Genomic DNA, 17691 nt, shown 5'->3' on the forward strand with positions numbered 1-17691 from the left:
CGACGCCGAACGCCTGGACCGTGGAGCTCGACCCGACCCCGGATCGAAGCCAGAGCCAGGAGGAGTTCCTTCTGCACCGTTCCGGTGCAGAAGGCGACACCGAGCGGATCGCACTGCACGACTACGCCGCGGTCTATGCGGTGCCCGGGCTCTACGAGGAGGTGGTGCAACGGCGGTTGGAGTGCGCGTCCCCCGCCACCGTCGCCTCGGCGCTGGCCGAAGCGGCCGGGGAACAGGTCACCGACCTCCGCGCGTTCGACCTCGGCGCCGGCAACGGCGTCGTCGGCGAGGAACTGGCGGCGCGCGGCGTGACCGTCGTCGTGGGCGCCGACGGCATCCCACAAGCACGCGACGCCGCCCACCGCGACCGCCCACAGCTCTACCGCCACTACCTGGTCGGGCAGCGGCTCGACTCCGGCGAGGTTCTGGACCTCGTCACCGACGAGGGGTTGAACGCCCTGGTCGCCGCAGGTGCCGTCGGGCAGGGCCACGTCCCGGTCGAGGCGCTCGGAGAACTCTGGGACGCGTTCCCGTCCGGGTCCTACCTCGCGCTCACGGTCTCCGACGTCGACGGACGCAGTGACCTCGCCGACGTCGAGACGATGCTCGGTCAGCGGACCGCCACCCGCACACTGATCCGCCGCCACTTCCGCCACCGCGTCAGCATGGCCGGCACCGAGCTGATCTACGTGGTGCTGGTGGCCGTCAAGGAGTGACGATCACCCGAGCTCAGCCGCAGCATCGGCGGTCACCCGCGAGCAGACCACCCGGGGCCTTCCCGCGCTGACCCACCGGCAACCGGCGCCGACACGTCACTGCTCGGTGAGCAGCACCCACGTACGCCCCGGGCTCAGAGGTACCTCCCGGCCGTCGGGTCCGGTCAGGCGAGTGGGGGCGGCCGGAGCCGGGCGGGACCACCGCGCGGGGAAGGACCGACCGTCGCGCAGGACCTCGCCCTCGCCCACGGTGATCGCGATCGGGGAGACGGAGCCGGCGCTGTCTCGGATCGACGACTCCCCGACGCGGATCCGTTGCACAAGTACCGTGTCCGCCTGCACCGGTCGCCGGTCGGGACCGAACACCGCGGTCTCATCCCCGGTCGCGACTGTCCAGGCGTCGTCCTGCCGGCTCCACCTGACAGTGACCGAGGTGGAGCCCACCTGCACGGTGCGCTCCGGGACGGGCGCTCCCCCGGCCGGCGCCGGACCGAAGCGCAGTCCGATGTCGCGAGCCGGCTCGACCTGCGGGACCGATCGGCGCAGGGCCGCCAGGTCCACGTAGACGTTCACCGGCGCAGGCCGCCCGTCGTCGCGCCGGAACGCCCCCGGGACGTCGCGCGGCACGGTCGGGGCCACCGGTGCGGTGGCGATCTGGTCCAGGACGGGCGGGGCGGCGCCCGAGAAGACGAGGGCGGGCATGCCGTAGGCCTCGAGGACGCCGATGTCGGTCTCACGGGCGCTGCGCACCGGCCCGACCGACGTCGGCAGCCGAGACGCGAACACGGCGAGCAGCCGGGTGAGACCACCCTCGACCGGCTCTACGTAGACGATATCGGCGGACTCCACGCCGTCCCAGGGGCGCGCCTTCGCCGTGTTGTCGATCTTCACGGCGAACACCGGAGCACCCGGGTCGGAGGGTAGACCGGTCAGCGGCGACGGGGGCGGAGCCGGTGTGGTCTTCGGTGCGGTAGCGGGTGCCGTAGAGGCAGTGCAGCCGAGGGCGCCGGCCAGGACCAGTGCGACGATGGCCATCATCGTCCGGCTCCCGTGCACCGGCGCACCGTACTCGGCGCGGCCGATCAGCCCCCCGTCGGCACTCGTTTCGGGAGCGCGGTGACGTGCACGACATCTTCTCCGTAGCCGAGGACGACGAAACGGGAGAGACACTCAGTTAGTCACCTACCCCCGGGCCCGATCGGCGACTCCTCCGGCTCGGGACCCGAGGACCACCCAGAGACCACAACCGATCAGCGAAACCGCTGGCAGGACAGCCAAAGGCCGGTATCCATAATCACGGATACCGGCCCATTTCGCTGTCGGGACGACAGGATTTGAACCTGCGACCCCTTGCCCCAGAATAGGGACGCAAGCCTCTGACCTGTGGAAATAGCCTCTGTGCTGGTCGATCTAGTGCAGTTCAAGGCAGTTCGATCCAGCTGAACGCGGTTCGACGTATACCGATGCTCCACATTTGCTCCGTGATCGTCAGACTGTGGATCGGAGCAGCACGCGTCACCATCGCGCCGTCCTCCGCCATCCCGGACGGCTTCCAACACCTGACCCGCCCACTGCGCCCCGCGCTGTCGGACCCCGTTATCGCAGGCGTGCGCCGGGCCGGGCAGAGACCGCATTGCTGGACCAGCCGAGCCAGCAGGACCGGTCGGGCATCGGCGTCGGCGCGTCGAAGCGTTGAGCGTTGCTGCGACGGCCTCGGTGGGGCGCGGTCAACTCTGTCAGCCGACCTTGCCCGCCACGAACTCCGCGCCGCTCTGGATGGTGCCGTTACCGGAGTAGCTGAGGTGACCCCCGGGCGTGGTGCCCCGGCGCCCGCACACACCGTCCCCGGAGTTGCAGTACTCCACGGCCTTGGACCCGAAGTTCGGGCTGCGCGTGATCGATCCGCCCTGACCCTGGGCCGGGTTGCCGTAGACCACCACGGCGGCCACCCGTGGCGCCAGCGACGCCGGGATCGGCGTCCCGCCCCCGCCGGCGACCCGGACGCCGACCGCGCTGTCGGTGACAGCCGCGCCCTGCGAATAGCCGCCGATCACGAACTTCGTGTCGGGGCAGCGCTGGGCCTCCGAGGTGACCCGGTTCGTCATGTCGGTGGTGCCCGACCCCGACCGCTGATTCGACGCTGCCGGGTAGTCGACGGCGTAGGAGCTGACGCTTCTGCCGCCGAGCGTGGAGGTGACGGCTCGCACGAACGGGGTGCCGACCGAGCCGAGCCCCGCTCGTTCACCCGTCCCGCGGGCGAAGACGACCTGGACGTCCGAGCAGGTCGACGCCTGCGCGGAGGCAGGCGTGGCCACGACCAGCGCACCCGCCGCGGACACGAATGCCGTCGCGAGACAGGCACCGATCCGGCGGGAGCTACCCGACGTAGTAGTCATCCCATAATGATCATCCGCTTGGGGGGTCGACACAAGTGTTCAACAAGAGTCGACGAGACGAACACGGGGTGGGCGGCGCCCTCAGGCCGTCGTGCAGGCCGGAGTCGGTGTGCTTCACAGCCAGGACGCCACGGCCCGGGCCGCGTCGACGGCCGGGGGCTCCAGGACGGGTCGATCCCACCCGCGCGATGCGCGGGTCAGCGAGCTCATGGGTTCACTTCAGTCCACCCCCTTTCCGATAAGCTCCCCGATCTCGCTCACCGTCCGTATCGCCGTCTTGGCCGGCACGCCGAGCGGGGCGACCCTGGCCTGGACCTGCGTCACCCCCAGGTCGCGCAGGCGCACCAGCCCGGCCCGGATCTCCGCGGGTCCTCCCACGAGCACCGGCTCGGCATCGCCGGAGTCGCGACCGACGTCCCAGGCGCCGCGGTCGCGGTAGTACGCGCGGACCCGGTCGAAGGGCTCGCCGTCCGCGTTCACGAGGCAGAGCCGGTTGACCGTCACCTCGCCGGTCCCGCCGGCGGCCCGGTAGACCGCGATCAGGGCGGCAACGAACCGGTCGCTGTAGTTCGTGGCGGCAGGGCGCCCGCCAGCCGGTCGGTCCGCGCGTCCCACTCGCGGTAGGAGAGGTGCCTTCCGGTACCCCTGACCGCGGGCCGGTCGGGGTGGCGCTCGGCTGACCACCGCAGTGTCATCACCAGCTCCATCGCGCCTTGTAATAGTCTGTTTCAGACCATATGTTCCATATGGTGCAACGGCAAGCCCAGGATTTCGCCAACCCCGAGCGCCGGACCGATACGGCGCCCAAGAGGCGGCTCGTACGGAGGGATGGCGCCCGCGACGTGATCGGATGATATGCGCCGACGATTCGCGATCCCGTTGTTGCGGTCATCTGTCCCGCGAACTTTCGGGCACACCGGGGGCTAACGATGTCGAGAAAAAGGAACAGGCTATATGAATGCATCTGCAGACCGGCCGTGCAATCCGGCGACCGGAGAAGGACTGCCGGCGGTGACCGAGTCGCCTCCGGAGGTGGTGGACAGGGCGGTGGCCACGATTTCCGCGGTGCCCCGGGCGCGCTGGGCCCGTGACCATCGTCGACGAGCGGCGGTGCTGCGGGCCTGGGCCGACCTGATCTCGGGGGACACCGGACTTGCCGGTGTGCTCGTCGAGGAGACCGGGAAGCCGGTCCGCGAGGCGCGCACTGAGGTGGCGGGCTCGGTCGACGCGCTGCTGTTCAACGCTGGCCTGGCGCGGCTCCCGCTCGGTACGGCCGGGAGCCTCCCGGATGGGAGTGAGGCGCACCTCATACGGGAACCCGTCGGTCCGACGGCCTTCATCACCCCTTGGAACTGGCCGGTCCTGCTCCTGCTGCGGGACCTGGCCCCGGCGCTCGCCGCGGGGGTCACCGCGGTAGTCAAGCCGTCGCCGCAGACGTCCCGGGTGACCCGCCGGGTCGTCGATCTCGGGCACCGGGCAGGCGTTCCCTGGGAGGTTCTACAGGTCGTCGACGGCGGCGGCGCGGTCGGCGAGACGATGACCCGCCCTCTGCTCGAGCTCGGAGGCAAGGCGGCCATGCTCGTCCTCGACGACGCGGATCTCTGCGCCGCCCTGAGCCGGGCTGCGGACGCCGCGGTTGTGACCAGTGGTCAGATGTGTATGGCTTGCGCCCGCGTCGTAGTCCCGGAGAAGCGCGCCCACGAGGCCGCCGCGCTGCTGCGCGAGCGGTTCGCCGGCATGGCGCCGGCCGACCCCCGCCGCGACGACGCAGCGTTGGGCCCGCTGATCTCAGCGTCGTCGGCCGAGCGGATCACCGAGGTCCTGGAGCGGGCGCGTACCGAGGACGTCGTTGCACGGCGGTCACCGGGTCCGTCCGGACGGCCTGCCTGGAGCCTTCCTGAGCCCGGCACTCGTGAGCGAGGTCGGCCCGGACTCCGACGTGGTCCAGGAGGACCTGTTCGGGCCGGTCCTGGCGTTGCTGACCTACCCCGCGACGCCGAGGCGGTCAGGCTGGCCAACGCGACCCCCGTTCGGTCTCGCCGCCGCCGTCTGGTCGGCGACGGACTGGCGCAGTTTACCGAACTCAAGCACATCCATCTCGCCGGCTGATCGGCAACGGCAAGGAATCAGTTCCGGTGATGCCGTCCATCACGAAACACCGTTGGACTCGCAGTGCTCGGCCGTGACTGAATCAGCGACAGCTCCCGAATGGCCTGGAGAATCAGCATGGAATCAGTGTGGATCGTCCTGCTCTGCGTCGCCGTGTATATGGCGATACTCGCGTTGATCAGTTTCTTGGTCCGGCGGTCGTCCGGAACCTCGAAGAGCTTCACCACCGGCGGGAAGGCATTCCCCGCTATCCTCATCGGTTTCCTGCTCGCCTCCGAGTTCATCGGGACCACGGCGAGCGTCGGCACTGCGCAGGTCGCCTACCGGTCCGGGGTCTCGGCGGCTTGGAACATCGCGGTGCTGGGCCTCGGGTTCGTTCTGTTCGCCTGGCTGCTGGCCCACCGCTTCCGGGCACTGGGCGAGTCGACGATCTCTGGAGCGCTCGCCCGCTTCTACGGTGAGCGCGTCCGCAAAGCGACCTCGGTGCTAATGGTCTGCGCGCTGATGACCGTCGCGGTGTCCACCTACGCGAGCGGCGGCGCGCTGCTGTCCAGCCTGCTGGGCATCGGCAATGTCCCGGCCATCCTGCTGGTCGGGATCGCCGCGACCTCGTACGTCCTGATCGGCGGGATGCGGTCGGTTATCTACACCAACGTGCTCCACGCGGTCGTGATGCTCGCCGGGATCGCGATCCTGGCCGCCGTCGGCGTGAACCGCGCGGGCGGTGCCGCAGCGATCCGGATGGGGCTGCCCGACGAGTTCTTCTCCATCAGCGGGGTCGGTTGGCCGCAGATCTTCGCCTGGCTGGTCGCCGGCGTCGGTGCCATCTTCGCGACGCAGTACGTCGTGCAGGCCATCGCCACGACACCCGACCCCGGCAAGGCCCGGATCGCCACCCTCTGGTCGGCCGCGATCCTGATTCCGTTCGGCGTGCTCGCCTCCGTCGTCGGGATCGCCGCCGCGGTGATCTACCCCGGCATCGACTCGATTCAAGCGCTGCCTTCGCTGACCGTCGATCTCCCGCCGTTGGTCGCCGGGTTCGTCGTCGCGGGTCTTGCCGGCGCCATTTTCGGCACCGTTGCCGCGATCACGCTCGCCTGCTCGACCCTGTTGGTGAAGGACTTCATCGACCCGAACTTCAACTCCACCGGTGACGACCGCCGTAGCGTGCTGTCGCTGCGGGTCGCGACGGTCGCAGTCGGCCTGCTCCCGGTCGTCCTCGCCATCACGGCCGAGGACGTCGTCGCGGTGACGTTCCTGGCCAAGGCGCTGCGGGCCGGTTTGGCGGTCCTCGTGCTGCTGATGTTCTTCCGACCCGGCTTCGGTACCCGGACCGGCGCACTGGTGTCGATCTTCGCCTCGTTGGTCGCGACGATCGGCTGGTTCCTCGCCGACAACCCCTTCGGCATCGACAATGCCTACATCGCCATCGCGGTCCCGATGGTGACGATGACCCTGTTCCACCTGGCCGCCCGCCTGCGGGGCCCCCGCGCCCAGCAGGAGCGGACTGCCTCGGCCGCCACGGAGCCCAGCGCATGACATCGGCCGCCCGCACTGTCTCGACCGTCCTCGCCGACACGCTGTCCGCCTGGGGAGTCAACTACGTCTTCGGCGTCCCGTCGGAGAGCGCGACGCACTTCCTGGACGCTTTACACGAGCCGGAGCGCCCTGAGTTCGTCGCCGCCCGGCATGAGGGTGGCGCGGCGTTCATGGCGGAGGCGCACGCCGCCGCGAGCGGTACCGTCGGCGTGGTGCTTGCCGGGCGGGCGGTCGGAGCGGCCAACCTCTCGATCGGAGTGCACACCGCACGCGAGAACTCGACCCCGATGCTGGTGATCGTCGGCCAGATGAGCAGTCGTCACCAGGGGCGGGAGGGCTTCCAGGAGACCGATTTGCCGGCCTTCCTGGGGCCGGTCGCCAAGGCGGCACACGAGGAGGCCGACCCGCAGCGGGTCCCCGAGGCGGTGCACCGGGCGCTGGTACTGGCCAGCAGGGGGCGCCCTGGCCCGGTCGTGCTCTCCCTCCCGGAGGAGGTCTTCGGGGTCGCGACCACGGAGCCGCTGCGCGAGCCGGTCCGCCCGTCGCGGCCCCGCCCGTCGGCCGACGACGTCGCGGGGGTGCTCGCCGAGCTCGCGGCCGCGGAACGCCCGGTGATCATCGCCGGAGCGGGGGTGCTGCGCAGCGGCGCCGAGGAGCGGCTGCGAGAGTTCGCGGTGCGGACCGGTGTGCCCGTGCTCGCCGCGTGGCGCCGGCACGACGTGTTCCCCAACGACCACCCGCTCTACGCTGGCCACCTGCAGATGGGCACCCATCCGGAGATCGTGCGCACGCTGTCAGGGGCCGACCTGGTACTAGCCGTCGGCTCCCGACTCGGGGAGATCACGGTTCAGAACTACACCGCGATCACCGACCAGCGGGTTGTCGCAATCGACATCGATCCCGCGATGCTCGGGAAGAGCCATCCGGTGGTCCTGGGCGTGGCTGCCGACGCCGAGGCGGCGCTCACTGATCTCGTCCGCGCCGCCCCGGACCGCGCCGTGCCCGAGAAGCGTGCCGCGTGGGCCACCGAGCGGCGCGCCGCCTACGAGGAGGCGACGGCGGTCCCCGCGGCCGAGCACACCGACCGCGTCGACTCCCGGCAGATCATCCGCCTGTTGCGGGCGGGTCTCCCGGACGACGCGGTGATCACCAACGACGCCGGCAACTTCGCCGGCTGGCTGCACACGTTCTTTCGGTTCGTCGCGCCGAACACATACGTCGGAGCGGCGTCCGGAGCGATGGGTTACGCCCTGCCCGCCGCGATCGGCGCCCGGCTGGCACGCCCGGACCGACCCGTCGTCGCGGTCGCCGGCGACGGCGGCACGATGATGACCTTCCAGGAACTCGAGACCGCGGTCCGCCTCGGGGCCCCGGTGGTGCTCGTAGTCATGAACAACAACATGTTCGGTTCGATCCGGATGCACCAGGAGCGCGCGCACCCCGGCCGGGTGGTCGGCTCCGAACTGGGCAACCCCGACTTCGCGGCGCTGGCCCAGGCCTTCGGTGCTGCCGGCGAGACCGTGCGGCGCGACACCGAGTTCGGCCCAGCGCTGGCCAAGGCGTTGATGCGCGAAGGCCCGACCGTCATCGAGGTCGTCACCGACCCCGAACAGATCTCGGTCTCCTCCACCATCACCGAGTTGCGGGAGCGCGCCCGATGAGCCGCGACGCCGACCCGCTGCACGCGCTGACCTGGCGGACCACCCGCGCCGGGGCAGGCTGGGGCCCGGCCAGTGGGCGCAGCCCCGAGGCGAGGCGGCGCCGTCGCTTCCCCACCATGGCCGACCTCGAACGGGCGGCCCGGCGCCGTTCGCCGCGGTTCGCCTTCGACTTCGTCGACGGCGGCACCGGCGAGGACCTCGGCGCCGCCCGCAACCGGGCCGCGCTAGACGGCGTCGAGATCGTGCCCCGGTACGGCCGGATCGGACCGGTCGAGGCCGGAGTCGAACTGTTCGGCCACCGCTACGAGGCCCCGCTGGGCATCGCGCCCACCGGCAACGACGGTGTCGCCTGGCCGGACGCGTCGCGGCGGCTCGCCGAAACCGCAGCCGCGGCCGGGCTACCCTACGTCGCGGGCACGTTGGCGTCGGCGTCGATCGAACAGCTCGCCGACATCTGCGGCGACCGGCTGTGGTTCCAGCTCTACGGGATGCCCCGCGACGACCACCGGGTCAGCATCGACCTGGTCCGCCGGGCCGAGGTCGCCGGGGTGCAGACGCTGGTGCTCGCCCTCGATGCGCCGGTCCGGTCCAAGCGCCCACGCGACCTGCGCAACGGGCTGAGCGTGCCGTTCCGCCCGTCGCCGCGCCTGGTCGCCCAGCTCGCGCTGCAACCGGCGTGGACCCGGGCCGCGCTGCGCAGTCGGGTACCGCTGTTCGCCAACATCGCCCGGTACGTCGACGGGACTCCGGACCTCACCCGGGTAGCCGGGTTCGTGCAGCGCGAGCTGCGCGGCGGGCTCAGCTGGGACGAGGTGCGCCGGTTCCGGGCGCTGTGGCCGCGCGCCCTGGTCGTGAAGGGAATCCTGCACCCGGACGACGCCCGGGAGGCGGTCGACGCCGGTGCCGACGGCGTGCTGGTGTCCAACCACGGCGGCCGCCAGTCCGATGCGGCCCCGGCCGCGATCGACGTGTTGTCCGCGGTGGCCGAGGCCGTCGGCGACCGCTGCACCGTCCTGTTCGACAGCGGGATCCGCAGCGGCCTCGACGTCGCCCGCGCACTGGCCCTCGGCGCGGACGCCGCGTTCGGTGGCCGGGCCTTCCTGACCGGCCTGGCCGGCGCGGGCGACGACGGCGCGTCCTACGTCGCGGAGCTGCTGACTGAGGAACTTCGCACGGCGATGGCGCAGCACGGCGCCCTCGACCTCGACGGTCTGCGCCGCCTCGCGGTCCGCCACCCCACCTCTTGGAGTCCGAAATGAGCACGACCGCACGCGACGTCCGCTCCCCGGATCCCACGCAGGTCGATACCGTCCCGCCGGGCGCCGACCTGCGGGGGTGGCTGGAGCATCTACGCAAGGACGGCAGGCTTTCGGTCACCGCGCCGGACCTGGACCTGACGTTCGGCGTCGCGGGCCTGGCGAACCGGATGGACGGCAGCACCGCGACGGTGTTCCCCCGCCCCGGCGGCCACTCAGTACCGGTGCTGTCCGGGCTGCTGTCCCGGCGGTCCTGGATGGCCGAGGCGTGCGGGGTCGCCGAGGACGCCCTGGTCGCACGGTTCGACGACGCCTGCCGCAACCCGAGGCCCTGGCACGAGGTCACCGGCGCCCTGTGTCAGGAGGTCGTGCACGACGACGTCGACCTGACGAGCCTGCTCCCGATCCCGACGCACAACGAGCACGACTCGGGCGCCTACATCACTGCCGGCCTGCTTATCGCCCGCCGGCCGGACACCGGCGTCCAGAATGTCTCGATTCACCGGCTGCAGGTCAGCGGGCCGGACCGACTGGGCGCGCTGTTGCTTCCCCGGCACACGCTCGCCCTCTTCGACGACGCCGAGCGCGGCGGCGAGGACCTTGAGCTCGCGATCGCGATCGGCACCGACCCGCTCACACTGATGGCCTCACAGGCGATCGTGCCGCTCGGGCAGGACGAGCTCGAGATCGCCGGCGCGCTGCACGGGCGACCGTTGGACGTCGTGCGTTGCCGGACCAACGAGGTGAGGGTGCCGGCGTCGGCGGAGATCGTCCTGGAGGGCAGGCTGCTGGCCGACGTCCGCGAGGAGGAGGGGCCGTTCGGCGAGTTTCCGCAGTACTACGGCGAGCGGGCGCGCCGACACGTGATCGCGGTCGACGCCGTCACCCACCGCCGTGCCCCCCTGTTCCACACCATCGTCGGCGGCGGGACCGAGCACCTACTCCTCGGCGGGATCCCCCGCGAGGCGTCGTTCCTGTCCCACCTGCGGCGCAGCTTCCCCTGCGTGCGCGACGTCCATCTGTCCCGCGGCGGGGTGTGCCGTTACCACCTCTACGTGCAGGTCGATCGGCCCGCTCCCGGCGAAGCGCGCAACGTCGTCCTGGGAGCGCTCGCGACGCACTACGACATCAAGCACGTCACCGTCGTCGACACCGATGTCGACGTGCACGATCCGACCGAGGTGGAGTGGGCCGTGGCCACCCGGTTTCAGGCCGACCGCGACCTGGTCACCGTGCACGGCACCCAGGGGTCGAAGCTGGATCCCTCCACCGCGGACGGGATCGGCTCGAAGCTCGGCTTCGACGCCACCGTCCCGCCCGGCACGACAGGGATGCGCTACACCAGAATCCGGGTACCCGGTGAGGAGGAGCTCGACGTGGCCTCGCTGGTGCGGCCGGCCGCGGCCGGGTGGCACGAGCATCTGACGGCGTCCTCGGGGAGATAAAAGCACAGTGGAACTCCGGCAGCTGTCCTACTTCGAGTGCCTATACCGGGAACGTAACGTCACGCGCGCGGCGGCCCGGCTCAACATCGTGCAGTCCGCGCTGTCGATGCAGATCGCGAAGCTGGAGAACGAGTTCGGCCACGCGCTGTTCGACCGGACCCGTCGCGGCGTGACTCCGACCGCGGCGGGAGAACGCGCCTACACGCTGTTCGCGCCGCTGCTCGAACAGCTCACCGAGGCGCGGGACGCCGTCGCCGGCGAAGGAACGCCGGTGACCGGGAGCGTGCGAATCGGGCTGATCGCCTCGGCGACCAACGAGGCGCTCGCCGACACCGTCGCCCGGTTCGCCCAGACCCATCCCGACGTCCGGATCCACGCGACATACGGGTTCAGCGCCGAGCTGATCGAGCAAGTCCGATCCGGAGCGCTGGACTGCGCCGTGGTCAACCAGAGCTTCGTCCAGGAGGACCTCGACTGCCAGGACATCCTGGACGAGGAACTGCTCGTCGCCGCCGGCTCACACACCGAGCTCGGGGCGAGGGCACCGGTGTCGCTCGCGTCGCTCGCGGGGATGGACCTCGTGCTGCCGTCGCAGCGGCACGGTCTGCGCATCGTGCTCGACGACGCGCTGCGTGCCCACGCGATGGCCGTGCATCCGCGCCTAGAGATCGACGACCTGTCGGTCATCGCCTCGCTGGTCGCCCGTAGCCGCCACGTGACCGTACTGCCGGCGAGCCTCGTCGAGGCGGGTCTGCGGGCCGGCACGCTTCGCACCTACCCGCTCGCCCGGCCGGGCCTGTCCCGGCGAATGCTCTGCGTCCGGCTGCCCGACTGTCCACGCTCCGACGCTGCGGCCCTGTTCGTCGACGGCCTCGCCACCCGTCTGGAGATGCTGGCCCGTTCCTCGGTCCAGCTCACCGACCCCGTCCGGGAGGACGACGATGATTCCTGACCTCACCCCCAAACTGATCGTCGGCATGTCCGGCGCCTCAGGTGCCGCCTACGGCATCCGCATGCTCGAACTGCTGCGGGACACCCCGATCGAGACCCATCTCGTGGTCAGCCGGGCCGCGCGCCTCACACTGAGCCAGGAGACCGACATGTCTCCGGACGACCTGGAACAGCTCGCGGACGTGGTTCACCCGAACCAGAACGTCGGCGCGACGATCTCCAGCGGCTCGCTGCGGACGATGGGCATGGTCGTCGCGCCGTGCTCGGTCAAGACCATGTCGGAGATCGCCAGCGGGACGACGTCGAGCCTGTTGTCGCGAGCCGCGGACGTGACGCTCAAGGAACGGCGCCGGCTCGTTCTGATGGTCCGGGAGACTCCGCTGCACCGGAACCATCTGCGAACCATGACCGAGCTCAGCGAACTCGGCGCGGTGATCGCGCCACCGGTGCCCGCCTTCTACACCCGTCCCGAGTCACTCGCGGATATGGTCGACCACACCGTCGGTCGAGTGCTGGACCTGTTCGACATCGAGGCTGGCGTCGCGGCCCGGTGGGACGGCCTACGCACCGGCACCGAACGCACAGGGGCCCGGCAGTGAAGATCGACGACGGCCTCGCCGGCTGGGGGGAGGCGCACCACGGCCGGGCACCCGGGCCGTCGCGCGGCTAAAGGACACCACCGCGCGCGACCTGGGCCTGGGTTCGAACCCGCTCGACGTGGTCGGGATCTGGAACATCCGTGGCCACGCCGCTGGGGTGCCGGTGTACCGCCAGCTCGGGGCCGGAAACCGCGCGATACCCGCTGCACCCGGGATGGTGCTCGATTGGACCGCGGAATGGGTCGGGCTCGATACTGTCCCTGTTGGACTCTGCGGATCCGGGCGACGTTCCATCTGCCGACCTCGCCTGCGCGACGGCACGCGCCCCGGGAGCACTCGCCGCCGACCCGGTTGACGAGCACCGGCACGAGTCCGACGGCCGTGCTGTGGTCGGGGCCGGCTACGCCGTTGTGCACGTCGGGGACTCGCGGCTGTACCGGCTGCGCGGTGGGGACGACGTGCTGCGCGACGTGCTGACCGGCCCTGACACCGCGTCCCCGACCCCCGGACCCCCGAGCGGCTGATAGCGCCGCGCACGAGGCCAAGGCGCCGGACAACGTGGCGTGCGTTGTGATCGACGTCGTGGCGGTTCCCTAGACTCGGTGGCATGCAGAACAGCGCTGAGGCGTTCGCCGCGTTGCACGTCCCGGGCACGCCACTGTTGATGCCGAACCCGTACGACGTCGGCAGCGCCCGGGTACTCGAGTCGCTCGGCTTCCGCGCGCTCGGGACGACGAGCAGCGGGCACGCGGCGACGCTCGGGCGCCCGGACGGCTCGATCGTTCCGGGCGAAGCGCTCGATCACGCCTCGAAGCTGGTCGCGGCCGTCGACGTACCGGTCTCCGCGGACCTCGAGGACGGATTCGCGGAGGGTCCGGCGGGAATCCGCGCAATCGTCGCCCGGGCTGCCTCGACCGGGCTCGCCGGCTGTTCCATCGAGGACTGGGTCGGCGGCGCGATCTGCCCGCTGCCCGAGGCGGTCGAGCGGGTCGCGGCGGCCGCAGGGGCGGCTCGTGGGCGGATGGTCCTGACCGCCAGGGCCGAGAACTTCTTCCGCGGCAACCCGGACCTCGACGACACGATTGCGCGCCTGCAGGCATTCCAGGAGGCCGGAGCCGACGTGCTGTACGCGCCCGGTCTGACGACACTCGACGAGGTGCGGGCCGTCGTGTCATCGGTGGACCGACCGGTGTCCGTGCTGGCCCGGGCCGGGCTACCGTCGGTGGCCGAGCTGGCGTCGGTCGGGGTCGCCCGGATCTCCGTCGGCGGCGCGTTCGGGCAGGTCGCGTACGCCGCGCTGACCCAGGCCGCGCGCGAGCTACGCGATGAGGGCACGTACGGCTACACGTCCCTGGCCGCCGAGGGACGGGACGTGCTCACGGCCTTCAGCGCCGCAACAGTCTCCCGCTGAGTCGCCTGGACATCCGGATCCAGCTGTGTGCGACCTACGGCTCGACGGGCGCGAGCTGCCGTTCGCGGCGAGCTGATCGACGTCGTCGACGGCCACGGGCGTTGGCGCGGTGCCGCGGAAGGGTCCTGCGCGGGTTCGCGCTCTGTCGTCGTACCGCCGGCTCGACGAGGACGGCCGCCGACAGGGTCGGAACTACCAGGTCGTGCGCGGCCCGATCAGCGGACTACCGCAAGCTGCTCGACGCGCTCGAGCTGCCGGCGCGCTGTCCGAGGGCACGTTCCGCGTCGACGAGCTGATGGCGCTCCCGGCGATCGTCCGCACAGCTGTAATTCTCCTCCGTGTCCGGCGGCCACACGCTCGTTCGTTCCTCACGGACCGAGCCGCCCTGCACGCCCACCGCGACCGGTGGGTACAGGAGGGATCACCGACATCGGCCCACCTCCCGCGCCTCGATCGCGTCAAGGTGTCCGGCGTCAGGGGCCAAGCTCACCGGATCGTCGCCGTCATCCCCGATCCCTCTGATCGTGGGAGACACGCCCTAGCACTCGCCGGACGCTCTCACCCACCGTTGCGCCACTCTGATCCGTGCGGGAACGCGAAATCGGCCAAGGTTCGGTCGTGGATTCGGGCGCTGTAGCCGGGAGCGCGGGGAGCGAGATAGCGGGACCCGCGCATCTGCACAGGATCGATGAAATGCTCGTGCAGGTGGTCGACGTATTCCAGCAAGCGACCCTCGCGGGTGCCGCTCACAGCCACGTAGTCGAACATCGACAGGTGCTGGACGAGCTCACACAGGCCCACCCCACCGGCGTGAGGGCACACCGGGACGTCGTACGCCGCGGCGAGCAGGATGACAGCGACCGCCTCGTTCACACCCGCCAGGCGGCAGGCATCCAGCTGACAGACCCCCATCGCACCCGCCTGCAGGAACTGCTTGAACATCACCGCGTTGTGCGCGTGCTCGCCGGTGGCGACCTGCGTCGGCGCGATCGCGCGAGCGATCTCGGCGTGACCGAGGACGTCGTCCGGACTGGTGGGCTCCTCGAAACACCACACGTCGAACTCCGCCAGGACCGACATCCACTCCTTGGCCTCCTCGACCCCGAGTGCCTGGTTGGCGTCGATCATGAGGGTGCGGTCCGGGCCGATGACCGTCCGGGCGATGCGGCACCGCCGCACGTCCTCGTCGATGTCCCGGCCGACCTTGAGTTTGATCGTGTCCCAGCCCTCCTCGATCGCCTCCCGGCACAGACGCTCGAGCTTCGCGTCGTCGTACCCCAGCCAGCCGGCACTGGTGGTGTACGCGGGGTATCCCTCGCTCAGCAGGAGCGCCTCCCGGTCCGGTCGTGACGCGACCTGCCTCTCGAGCATCTCCCGAGCCGCCTCGGGCGCCAGGGCATCCCGCAGATAGCGCCAGTCGACAAGATCGACGATCTCCTGGGGAGACATGTCGGCCAGCAGCTTCCAGACCGGCTTGCCCGCGATCTTGCCCGCGAGGTCCCACCCGGCGTTGATCACCGCGGCGGCGGCCATGTGGATGACGCCCTTGCTCGGCCCCAGCCAGCGGAGCTGGCTGTCCGCCTGAAGGTGGCGCGCGAAACCCCCCAGATCCGCGACGATGTCGTCGACGGCCATACCGATCGCCCGGCGGCCGACCGCGAGCGCGGCCTGCACCAGCAGATCGTTGCCGCGACCGATGGTGAACGCGAAGCCGTGGCCGTCCGGGGTATCGCCGCTGGTCCGCAGGACGACATAGGACGCCGAGTAGTCCGGTGCCTCGTTCACGGCGTCCGAACCGTCGAGGAGCCGGGACGTCGGAAAACGCAGATCGACGACGTCGACGTCGACAACAACAGCACGCATGGCAACCCCTCAGATGTCTACCGCGCCAGGACCGCTGCGTCCGGCGCAGTTCCCTGTCCTGGAACACGGTGCAACCGCGTTGGACCAGATCTTCCCTGTCGCCGACTCGTAGTGCAGCGGTCAGCGCGACTTTCGCCGCTGCGTTCGGGCCCGAGAGCGACGATCCCGGCTGGTGGTTCTCTCGAACGATAGACATTCGGTTTGTCACTCAGCCCTCGCACTACCGCCGACCAAGATCACGGAAGCACGAGCGCGGGGACGATCCGATGATCACGAGGAGCTGCGAAACCGCAGGGCAAACGAAGAATGGCCGGCACCCGACGTTCTCGGATACCGGCCTTTGGCCTGTCGGGACGACGGGATTTGAACCTGCGACCCCTTGACCACCAGCCGGCCGCACCGCACTGACATGCACACAGAGCGGCGTCTGTGCTGTTCAGAGGCCCGCTGGTGTCCGCAGGCGTCCCTTCGAGCCGCCGGTCGGTTGTCACTCAGTTTGTCACTCACGGGCGCGACCGTCACTGAACCGCGTTCGTGGCGATCGACGTGAACCCAAGTCCGGTCCAGCCTCCGAGCACGGGTTGCACTTGTGCGTTGACCACGAGCCAACCGGCTCGCCGAGAGGCGCATCCGGAGCGCTCACCATCGTGCGGCTGGGGAACGCAAGGTCGGGCGCAGGGCCGGGTCCGTGCGGATGTCGACGTCGACGAGGCCGCTCGAACGCTCAGCGACGTCTAACCTCGGCACGGTCTTCCGCTGGGTCCGCGATCAGGAGGCGTCAGGAGGGCTGCAGGTCGTGGCGGGGGGCGGCATCGAACTCGTCCTGTCGGCCATCCAGCTCCCGGACTGACCTGCGCGGTCAGGATCCACCGGGAGTCGGACCGCGCAGGCCACCAGCTCGCGGGCTCGCGCCCGACGTGGATGGACGGGGCCCGGCCGGCGCCGGTGCTTCAGCGGTGGGAGGTCGCGGCGAGTACCCCGAGCAGCGCCAGGCCGTCGGCGCCGGTCGAGCCCGGCCCCGCCTGGTAGACGACGAGTTCCTGCCCGGTGGCGGCCCGCACGTCGAAGGTCTGCATCCCGAGCACCAGCTCGCCCACCTGCGGGTGCCGGAACGTCTTGGCCGCCGCACTCTTGCCCCACACGTCGTGGCGGGACCAGAGCGTGGCGAACTCCGGGCTCTGCGCCAGCATCTCTTCCAGTACCGCGCGGATCCGCGGGTCGTCGGGTGCGTCGCCGTGACGCTGACGGAACCCGGCGACCGCGTCGGCGGACACCCGGTCGTGGCCGGCGTAGAGCGCCCGACCACGCGGCTCGGTGAACACGAGCGACAGCAGGTTCACCGAGCCATCGAGTCCGAACAGGGCGGTCGCGAGGGTGTTGGCGGCGAGCACGTCGTAGGCCCGGCCGAGGACGAGCGCGGGCTGTCCACTCCAGGCGTCGAGCAACGTGCGCAGCTGCGGGTCGACCCGCTCGACGGCCGCGGCCGGGCGGCGGCGCGGCTCCGGATCGGCGAGCCGGCCCAGGTGTGCGCGGGCGTCGTCGTCGAGCCGCAGGACCTCGGCCAGCGCGTCGAGCACCTGGCGGGACGAGCGCCGTTCCCGGCCCTGCTCGAGCCGGACGTAGTAGTCGGCGCTGACGCCGGCCAACAACGCCACCTCCTCGCGCCGCAGCCCCGCCACCCGCCGTCGGCTTCCGCCGGGCAGGCCGTGGTCGGAGGGCCGGACCAGGCCCCGCCGCGCGGACAG

Annotated in this window: 15 protein-coding genes and 1 pseudogene; 11 read left to right on the forward strand and 5 right to left on the reverse strand. The window is 70.9% G+C overall.

Going from position 1 to position 17691, the window contains the following annotated elements:
* Positions 1-716 (forward strand): hypothetical protein (locus I4I78_RS16920; protein WP_218612302.1); only part of this gene is annotated, 716 nt, incomplete at its 5' end.
* A gap of 96 nt (positions 717-812) precedes the next feature.
* On the opposite strand, the gene I4I78_RS16925 is transcribed toward I4I78_RS16920, so the two are convergent.
* From I4I78_RS16925 to I4I78_RS16935, 3 genes are all read right to left on the reverse strand, one after another.
* Positions 813-1772: a DUF3048 domain-containing protein gene (locus I4I78_RS16925; RefSeq protein ID WP_218612303.1), complete on the reverse strand. Its 960-nt coding sequence runs from the start codon at positions 1770-1772 to the stop codon at positions 813-815.
* A gap of 680 nt (positions 1773-2452) precedes the next feature.
* Positions 2453-3112: a cutinase family protein gene (locus I4I78_RS16930; RefSeq protein ID WP_218612304.1), complete on the reverse strand. Its 660-nt coding sequence runs from the start codon at positions 3110-3112 to the stop codon at positions 2453-2455.
* Between the two features lie 219 nt (positions 3113-3331).
* Positions 3332-3727: a hypothetical protein gene (locus tag I4I78_RS16935; RefSeq protein WP_218612305.1), complete on the reverse strand. Its 396-nt coding sequence runs from the start codon at positions 3725-3727 to the stop codon at positions 3332-3334.
* A 339-nt stretch (positions 3728-4066) separates the two neighbouring features.
* On the opposite strand from I4I78_RS16935, the pseudogene I4I78_RS16940 reads away from it, so the two are divergent.
* The 10 genes and pseudogenes from I4I78_RS16940 to I4I78_RS16980 all read left to right on the forward strand — a co-directional run.
* Positions 4067-4945 (forward strand): annotated as a pseudogene (locus I4I78_RS16940) (aldehyde dehydrogenase); the annotation flags it as partial.
* A gap of 16 nt (positions 4946-4961) precedes the next feature.
* Positions 4962-5399: an aldehyde dehydrogenase family protein gene (locus I4I78_RS34230; protein WP_374225882.1), complete on the forward strand. Its 438-nt coding sequence runs from the start codon at positions 4962-4964 to the stop codon at positions 5397-5399.
* Positions 5339-6760 (forward strand): sodium:solute symporter family protein, encoded by a 1422-nt coding sequence (locus I4I78_RS16945; RefSeq protein ID WP_218612307.1) that lies wholly within the window; start codon positions 5339-5341, stop codon positions 6758-6760. The genes I4I78_RS34230 and I4I78_RS16945 overlap by 61 nt, the downstream gene beginning before the upstream one ends.
* The gene (locus I4I78_RS16950; protein WP_218612308.1) at positions 6757-8421 is read left to right on the forward strand and encodes a thiamine pyrophosphate-dependent enzyme; all 1665 of its coding nucleotides are present in this window, start codon (positions 6757-6759) and stop codon (positions 8419-8421) included. The genes I4I78_RS16945 and I4I78_RS16950 overlap by 4 nt, the downstream gene beginning before the upstream one ends.
* A complete protein-coding gene (locus I4I78_RS16955; RefSeq protein WP_218612309.1) occupies positions 8418-9680 on the forward strand; it encodes an alpha-hydroxy acid oxidase in 1263 nt (420 codons plus the stop codon). Before I4I78_RS16950 ends, I4I78_RS16955 begins: the two co-directional genes overlap by 4 nt.
* Entirely contained in the window at positions 9677-11122 is a 1446-nt protein-coding gene (locus I4I78_RS16960; RefSeq protein ID WP_218612310.1) for a UbiD family decarboxylase, read from the forward strand. The genes I4I78_RS16955 and I4I78_RS16960 overlap by 4 nt, the downstream gene beginning before the upstream one ends.
* Positions 11123-11129: 7 nt before the next feature.
* On the forward strand, positions 11130-12074 hold the full coding sequence (locus I4I78_RS16965) for a LysR family transcriptional regulator (RefSeq protein ID WP_218612311.1): 945 nt from the start codon (positions 11130-11132) through the stop codon (positions 12072-12074).
* Positions 12064-12672 (forward strand): UbiX family flavin prenyltransferase, encoded by a 609-nt coding sequence (locus tag I4I78_RS16970; RefSeq protein ID WP_218612312.1) that lies wholly within the window; start codon positions 12064-12066, stop codon positions 12670-12672. Before I4I78_RS16965 ends, I4I78_RS16970 begins: the two co-directional genes overlap by 11 nt.
* A gap of 263 nt (positions 12673-12935) precedes the next feature.
* Positions 12936-13196, forward strand: coding sequence for a hypothetical protein (locus I4I78_RS16975; protein ID WP_218612313.1), 261 nt, complete (start codon positions 12936-12938; stop codon positions 13194-13196).
* A gap of 83 nt (positions 13197-13279) precedes the next feature.
* The gene (locus I4I78_RS16980; RefSeq protein WP_218612314.1) at positions 13280-14083 is read left to right on the forward strand and encodes an isocitrate lyase/phosphoenolpyruvate mutase family protein; all 804 of its coding nucleotides are present in this window, start codon (positions 13280-13282) and stop codon (positions 14081-14083) included.
* 558 nt (positions 14084-14641) lie between these two features.
* Here I4I78_RS16980 and I4I78_RS16985 read toward each other — a convergent pair.
* Together I4I78_RS16985 and I4I78_RS16990 are read right to left on the reverse strand one after the other, a co-directional pair.
* Positions 14642-15946, reverse strand: a complete 1305-nt coding sequence (locus I4I78_RS16985; protein ID WP_218612315.1) for an enolase C-terminal domain-like protein — start codon at positions 15944-15946, stop codon at positions 14642-14644.
* Between the two features lie 950 nt (positions 15947-16896).
* Positions 16897-17691 (reverse strand): helix-turn-helix transcriptional regulator (locus tag I4I78_RS16990; RefSeq protein WP_218612316.1); only part of this gene is annotated, 795 nt, incomplete at its 5' end.

This window comes from Pseudonocardia sp. KRD291, assembly GCF_019263595.1.
Taxonomy (GTDB): domain Bacteria; phylum Actinomycetota; class Actinomycetes; order Mycobacteriales; family Pseudonocardiaceae; genus Pseudonocardia.